This window comes from Pedobacter sp. HMWF019 (assembly GCF_003061025.1).
In the GTDB taxonomy this organism is placed as follows: domain Bacteria; phylum Bacteroidota; class Bacteroidia; order Sphingobacteriales; family Sphingobacteriaceae; genus Pedobacter.
Genome location: NZ_QAIL01000309.1, coordinates 1 through 7,328 on the forward strand (window position 1 = coordinate 1; position 7,328 = coordinate 7,328).

Annotated in this window: 5 protein-coding genes; all 5 read left to right on the forward strand. The window is 40.7% G+C overall.

The window, feature by feature from the left end:
- Positions 1–223 (forward strand): RNA polymerase sigma factor (locus tag DBR11_RS17400; RefSeq protein ID WP_146186571.1); only part of this gene is annotated, 223 nt, incomplete at its 5' end.
- A 64-nt stretch (positions 224–287) separates the two neighbouring features.
- The gene (locus DBR11_RS17405) at positions 288–1,463 is read left to right on the forward strand and encodes a FecR family protein (RefSeq protein ID WP_108553921.1); all 1,176 of its coding nucleotides are present in this window, start codon (positions 288–290) and stop codon (positions 1,461–1,463) included.
- 216 nt (positions 1,464–1,679) lie between these two features.
- Positions 1,680–5,036: a SusC/RagA family TonB-linked outer membrane protein gene (locus tag DBR11_RS17410; protein ID WP_158275311.1), complete on the forward strand. Its 3,357-nt coding sequence runs from the start codon at positions 1,680–1,682 to the stop codon at positions 5,034–5,036.
- Between the two features lie 47 nt (positions 5,037–5,083).
- Positions 5,084–6,562, forward strand: a complete 1,479-nt coding sequence (locus tag DBR11_RS17415; RefSeq protein WP_158275312.1) for a RagB/SusD family nutrient uptake outer membrane protein — start codon at positions 5,084–5,086, stop codon at positions 6,560–6,562.
- Between the two features lie 13 nt (positions 6,563–6,575).
- The gene (locus DBR11_RS17420; protein ID WP_158275313.1) at positions 6,576–7,265 is read left to right on the forward strand and encodes a DUF4843 domain-containing protein; all 690 of its coding nucleotides are present in this window, start codon (positions 6,576–6,578) and stop codon (positions 7,263–7,265) included.
- The last annotated feature ends 63 nt before the right edge of the window (positions 7,266–7,328 follow it).

Genomic DNA, 7,328 nt, shown 5'->3' on the forward strand with positions numbered 1-7,328 from the left:
GATGGAGCTTCAGCAAAAATTACAACTCACAATTCAGTCTCTTCCGGAAAAATGTCAGCTCGTGTTTAAACTAAAGCATGAAAATGGCTATTCTCAGAAAGAAATTGCCAAAGAACTCCAGATTTCTGAGAAAACAGTTGAGGCTCATCTTTCTAAGGCCAGAAAAACATTAAAACAGTCTTTTGGTAAGTTATTTTCGGTGGTTATGTTTATTTATTTTTAAAATAAATTAATTCAGACTAAGGGATTTGAATGTTTTAAACGGCTATACTATAAATAGCCTGACTATGCCCTTTTCGGATATACCTTCTTATTTGTTTTTATCGGCCAAAAAGTGGCTTTCGGGATCTATTTCTGAAAAAGAGAAAATTGACTTTGATGCTTGGTACAATTCTTTTGATGATACCCGGATGGATGTGTATGGTGAGGAATCTGAATCTGAATTAGAAAATCGCCTGCAAGCCTATATCCTGCATAATATTACAAAAGAGGATGTAAAGGTAAAGAAAACGGACTGGTACTTTTGGTATAAAGCGGTTGCTGCGGCTGTGATTTTCATTAGTTTATTTTCTGTGTTGTTTTTCTACTTTAATAAAGGGAATAAGAGTAGTCGCTTTGCAAAAAGTTCTGAAATTATATCTCCTGGTGGAAATAAGGCTGTTTTAACTTTGGCTAATGGTCAAAAGATTTCTTTGACAGATGCCCTAAACGGGAAAATTGCGAATCAAGCTGGAATCAGCATTATTAAAACGAGGGATGGCCAATTGATTTATAATATGCGCCCGAAAGATGATGTGCCGGGCGCGGCGGATGCTTTTAATACGATTGAAACGCCCAAAGGTGGGCAATACCAGATCCTGCTTCCTGATGGAACGAGGGTTTACCTGAATGCTGCATCGTCTTTAACTTATCCCGCTTCATTTGAGGCAAAGAAAGACAGGGTAGTTACCCTTACCGGAGAGGCTTATTTCGAAGTTGCAAAAGACAGGGCCAGACCCTTTAAAGTGTTTGCCTTGCCTTTACCAAGACCGAATGTTGGTAGAAACCAGATTGTGGAGGTTTTTGGAACGCATTTCAATATAAATGCCTATGCTGATGAACCTAATGTTAAAACGACACTTGTAGAAGGTGCGGTGAGTGTGAATTATAAATATAAACTAACGCCAAATCACCAGTCTGTTTTTGACGGAAAGACCATGCGTATTGTTTCGGTGGATACTGGAGTGGAAACTGCCTGGAAGAATGGCGATTTTGATTTTCAGGATCAGGATCTGTCATCTGTACTCAGGATGATTTCAAGGTGGTATGATGTGGAATTTGAATTGCGCTTAAATACGGAAAACCTTCATTTTAGCGGGCAGGTATCTCGTTCAAAGGATATCTCGGCAGTGATTAAGATGATGGAATTAACCGGAGATGTGAAATGTAAAGTGGAAGGAAGGAGGATCATTATGACGAAATAAGCTACTTAAATGGGATCCTTAAAATGCCGGGAATGCTGTAAACATACCCGGCTAAGATTGGAGTCAGATTCTAAGTTTTGAAGATTATCAACTGAAACGATTGCTGCTAATTGCGAAAAGAGAGCATATCGTATAAACCAACCAACTCAAATGTATAAAAATTTTACCAAGAAATTAGGTAGGCCTCCTGGCTATGCCCTTAAATTCCTGCTCATTATGAAGTTAATTGTTGTCATATCTATGATAACTATTCTGCAGGTAAAAGCATCCATTAGTTTTGCGCAGAATATAAGTATCAATGAAAAGAATGCGCCTCTCGAAAGAATATTGAAAAAGATCAGGTCTCAAAGTGGTTATGATTTTTTTTATAACCAGGACCTGGTCCGTCATGTAAAAGGGATAGATCTGCAGGTAAGGAATGCTACTATTGAGCAAGCTTTACAGCAATGCCTTATGGATCAGTCTTTAACGTATACGATTGACAACAAAATTGTAGTCATCAAAAAGAAGGAATTGCCGGTATATCCGGTATTGGCCGATTCTGTGGTTACGGGAGTTGTCTATGATGAGCAAACCAGGGACAGGATTGCAGGGGTAACTATTCGGGTAAAGAATTCTACCCTCCGCATCATCACGGATTCCCGCGGAAATTTCAAATTAACGGCAGCTGTAGGTGCTGTATTACTGGTGAGTTATGTGGGCTATGAGAATCAAGAGGTCGTGGTCAATAGAAAAGTGATGGAGATCAGGCTGAAAGAATCTTCACAGGCATTGAGCAATGTTGTGGTCACAGGTATTTTTTCTCAATCAAAATCTACATTTACGGGTGCTGAGCGAACTTTTAGCGCACAGGAGTTATCTAAGGTGTCAAACAATAATGTGCTTACTGCACTGAAATCTCTGGATCCCTCTTTTCAGATACCGGAAAATCTGAATTTTGGATCTAATCCGAATGTTTTGCCGGATGTGGTTTTGCGGGGTGGAAATACATTGGTAGACATCAGGCAAAACGGACAAAATGATCCTTTTAATTATCAGCCTGCACCAAATGCACCCTTGTTTATTCTGGATGGCTTTGAAACGACTTTACAGCGGGTAAATGACCTGGATATGAATCGTGTTGCAAGTGTGACGATTTTGAAGGACGCGGGTGCAACTGCAATTTATGGTTCGCGTGGGGCAAACGGGGTTGTTGTTATAGAGCAGATCCGGCCTGCAAATGGCAAATTAAGGTTTTCTTACAACGCAAATGTAACTATTGAAGCACCAGATCTTTCTGGTTATGATCTGTTAAATGCCAGAGAGAAATTTGACCTTGAAGATCGTTCCAATATTTTTAAAAATTCTTTTAATACCACCCAGAATGCACTGGACCTGGTCCGTTCTTCCAGATTGAACGCGGTGAATCAGGGTATAAATACAGACTGGATCTCAAAGCCTTTAAGATCAGGTATAGGGCAGAAACATAATATTTATGTTGAGGGTGGTGCTGATGCGATTACTTATGGTTTGAGTTTAACCTATGATCAGAAATCGGGTGTAATGAAAGGTTCTGACCGGAAGACAACAACGGCTAACTCTTTTTTATCCTACCGTTTGAATAATTTTCAGTTCAGAAATGACCTGACTCTTAATTTCAATAAAGCAAACAATTCTCCTTACGGATCTTTTACACAATATACCAGGCTAAATCCCTACTGGACTCCTTATGATGCCAGTGGTAATCTGAAAGTTTATCTGGAGGAGGTAATAGACCCTCAAACGGGGAACAGGGTGACTTCGATGGATAGTTATGATAATCTAAATGGTTATGTGGGACGTCCGGTGAACCCATTGTATAATGCTTCGCTAAATATCACGGATCAAACCAGCTTCAGAGGGATTACCAATAATTTTGAGACCAGATGGCAAGCTAAGGACTGGCTTAGAATAACTGGTCGTTTGTCTTATGCACAGCAATCTGATGAGTCCGATATCTTTTTACCTGCACAGCACAGCTCTTTTGCCAATGTAGCTACTTTTGAAAAAGGCTCTTATACCAAGGGCAACGGGAGTATGCAGCGGATTGAAGGATTTTTAACTGGAGAGGCCAACCGGTCTTTCGGAAAGAATTTTCTGTCTGCTTCTGCTACGCTCAATGTAAAGGAGAATTCGTACAATACGCAGTCCATTCAGGTGCAGGGTTTCCCCAATCCAAATTTAGATCAGCTTATTCTTGGTAATCAATATCCAGCTGGAGGTAAACCGACGGGAACAGAGAGTTTATCGAGATCGGTTGGTACACTGGCCAGGATGGCTTATTCTTATGATAATCGGTATTTGTTTGATGCGACTTACCGTTTGGATGGTTCATCGTTATTCGGTTCTGACAGGCGTTTTGCTCCGTTCTGGTCTCTTGGAGCAGGATGGAATGTACAAAATGAGCACTTTCTTAAAGGAAATACAGCGATTAATGAACTGAGGTTGCGCTATACGCTTGGAACCACTGGTTCTGAAAGCTTTGAAAGTTATAAGGGCATCACAACGAGTCAATATTATACGGATAGGGAATACCGTGGGGTGATTGCTTCCTATTTATTGGGGTTCGGAAATTCGGCCCTGGCCTGGCAGAAAACTTTGAAACATAATGTGGGCTTGGACTTAACCTTGTTTAATAAGTTTACATTAAATGCCAACTATTTTATTGAACGTACCAAGGGGAGTATTGCATTTATTTCGAGTGCCCCTTCTACAGGATTTACTGGTTATTACGATAACATGGGAGATGTGGTCAATAAGGGCTATGAGCTTTATGGTCGGTACAACATCATTGCTAATCCCAGGAGTAGAAATAACCTGTCTGTATTTGCCAATGTTTTTCATGTCACTAATAAAATTGAAAAGATATCTTCAACGATTGAGGCATTAAACAAAAGAGCTAATACGACCAGATCGAGTACACCTTTGCCGCGTTATGCAGAAGGACAGTCTGTAAATGTAATTTGGGCAGTACAGTCGTTGGGCATAGATCCTGCTTCAGGGCTGGAGCTTTTCCGGAAGAGAGATGGTACCATAACAACAAATTATGATCCTGCCGACCAGGTAATTGTGGGCGATGCTACACCAACATTGTCGGGGACATTTGGAACCAATATGGAGTTGAATGGTATTGGTTTTAATGTGTATTTCCGGTTTAATTTTGGCGGAGATGCCTATAATCAAACGCTGGTTGACCGTGTGGAAAATGTAAACGTTGGGATGTATAATGTTGATCGACGCGTGGCGGAGCAACGCTGGCAGGCACCTGGTGATATTGCTTTTTACAGGGGGATTCTTGACTACAGAAATAATGCTACGCCTGCAATTACCTATGCAACTTCCAGGTTTGTTCAGCGGAATAATTTTATTACAGGAGAAAGTGCTTCTGTTTATTATCGTTTTTCGGATAAGTTCAATAAACGGATTGGTCTTCAAAATACCAAGATCACCTTATTCAGTAGTGAACTGTTCCGGCTGGCCAGTATTAAACGGGAACGTGGTTTGGACTATCCGTTCAGCCGTTCTTTTACATTGCAGTTGCAAACTACTTTCTAAAAAATCCATACATGTTCAATGTTCACAAGAAACAAAATTATATAGTGATGAAACCTATTAAACAATTTTTTCCAGTTTGCCTGTTTGGCCTGCTGCTGTTGCTTGCTTCCTGCAAGAAATGGCTGGATGTAAATCCTACAACGCAAGTGAAAGAAGGGGTTCAGTTTAGTTCTAAGCAGGGTTATACAGATGCATTATTTGGAATTTACCAAAATGCGGCAAAAACATCGGGGTATGGAAGAAACCTGACCTTTGGCTTGTTGGATATTCTGGCACAGCGTTACGAGAATAAAACATTGTCTACCTCGCTCTACTATAAGCTTGCACACTATAATTACAAAGATGCTGATGTAAAGGCATTGACTGATGCTGTTTTTACGAATGTTTATGGTTCAGTTGCGCAGGCAAATTATATACTGAAGAATATAGACAATAGTGGAAGCGTATTGGACGAAACGAGCAGAAGCATCATTAAGGGGGAAGCCCTGGGAATGCGCGGCTTCCTGCATTTTGATTTGGCACGTTTATTTTCTGAACGTTATGCCGATGGTGCAAATGCGGGCACTACTTCTATTGCATATATGAAGGAATTTACCGTAAAGCCACAGACGAGGTTAAGTTTGGGGGCGGTTTTAGATTTATGTGAAGCAGATCTTAAAGCTGCTGAGGTTTTATTGTCTGTAAACCAGAGTATCGATCAAATTTCTGGTAACCAGGGAAGCACCAGTGCGGATTTATTTCTTCAGTTTCGTCAGAATCATTTGAATTATTGGGCGGTAAAGGCAACGCTGGCCAGGTTGTATTTGTTCAAAGGGGATAAAGTAAATGCGCTAAAGTACGCCAGTGATGTGATCAACAGCCAGAAATTTTCTTTTGTGGTGCCCTCTGCGTTAAATGTAGATGCTACGGCTTTGACTTCTGATCTGACCTTTAGTTCCGAACATGTGTTTTCTATTTATGTTTCTGGCTTAAAGGTGGTGGCGGATGATGTATTTAAGAATACAACACCTACAGGAGAGGTTTCCGATCTGTGGTCTACCAGGACAAAACTGGATGCGATGTTCCAGGCTTCTTTGGTTGGCTATGGAACGGATATCCGCAGGCCGGGGGCCTCAAAGAATCTTTGGAGTGAGGTGACTACTGCCATTGTTTATACCAAGAAATACTGGAGTGATAATGCTTCGAATGTGAAACAAAGAATCATTCCAGTAATCCGCTTGGCAGAGCTCTATTATATTGCTGCAGAATGTGCACCGACTATGGACGAAGGAATAGGGTACCTGAATACAGTGAGGGTTAATCGCTTAATTCCCGCGCTGGCAGTTCCGGCTACACGTGAAGCTTTTGAAAATGAGATTCTGCTGGAATATCGTAAGGAGTTTTATGCAGAAGGACAGCTGTGGTTTTATTTTAAACGTAAAAATATGGTGAATATTCCAGATGGCGCGGCTAATCCAATGGTTAAAGACAATTACATTTTTCCTTTGCCTGATGCCGAACTGGAGTTTGGTACATCGGGAAATTAAATAAGAAATGATTATGAAACTGATTCTTAAAAGGAGCCTGGTGATGTGTTTCATCACGCTGGCTTTTTTATCCTGCAAAAGGGATAAAGAACTATTATTTAATGAACCTGGAGCTGTATATGTAACGGCTCTGCCAGACAGTACTGTTTTTACTTTTGCAACCTCTCCGGATGCGAAAGTTACTGATACGATTTTAATCACTTACCGGATTATTGGGAATGCTGTTCCACAAGATCGTCAGATCCGCCTGGAACCGAGAGATGGGGCTACTGCGAAGGCTGGCTACCATTATAAAGTGGGGCCGGCTGTGGTAAAGGCTAATCAATTTATCGCAACAGTACCTGTATATGTTTACCGGAAGCCAGGTCTGAAGGATAGTTTGGTAAATGTTATTCTGGATATTAAAGAAAATGCAGATTTCAAACTTGGGTTTGCCAATCAGCTGAGGTATAAGATATCCATCTCGGATGTGTTGTCTAAACCTACGATCTGGGATGCGGTTTGGGCATCTTATTTTGGAACTTATTCTGTGGTGAAATTTAAATTTTTACTGGCAGTTACGGGCAAAACCGATTGGAATTCTTACCCCTATCCGCAAGACTCCCGTTATCTTTCTCAAAAGGCGAAGAATGAGTTGCTGCTTTATAACCAAACCCATGGCCCTCTTGTGGATGAGTTTGGAATGGAGGTCATATTTCCGTAATAAGTGTTGAAGAATTCATTATCAATGATAAAAGTATACTAATGAAACCATCATGTGCAGTAG

Bases quoted from the DNA above. Each gene is read 5' to 3' on its own strand.
- DBR11_RS17405 (WP_108553921.1), top strand. From the start codon at position 288: ATGCCCTTTTCGGATATACCTTCTTATTTGTTTTTATCGGCCAAAAAG.
- DBR11_RS17410 (WP_158275311.1), top strand. From the start codon at position 1,680: ATGAAGTTAATTGTTGTCATATCTATGATAACTATTCTGCAGGTAAAA.
- DBR11_RS17415 (WP_158275312.1), top strand. From the start codon at position 5,084: ATGAAACCTATTAAACAATTTTTTCCAGTTTGCCTGTTTGGCCTGCTG.
- DBR11_RS17420 (WP_158275313.1), top strand. From the start codon at position 6,576: ATGAAACTGATTCTTAAAAGGAGCCTGGTGATGTGTTTCATCACGCTG.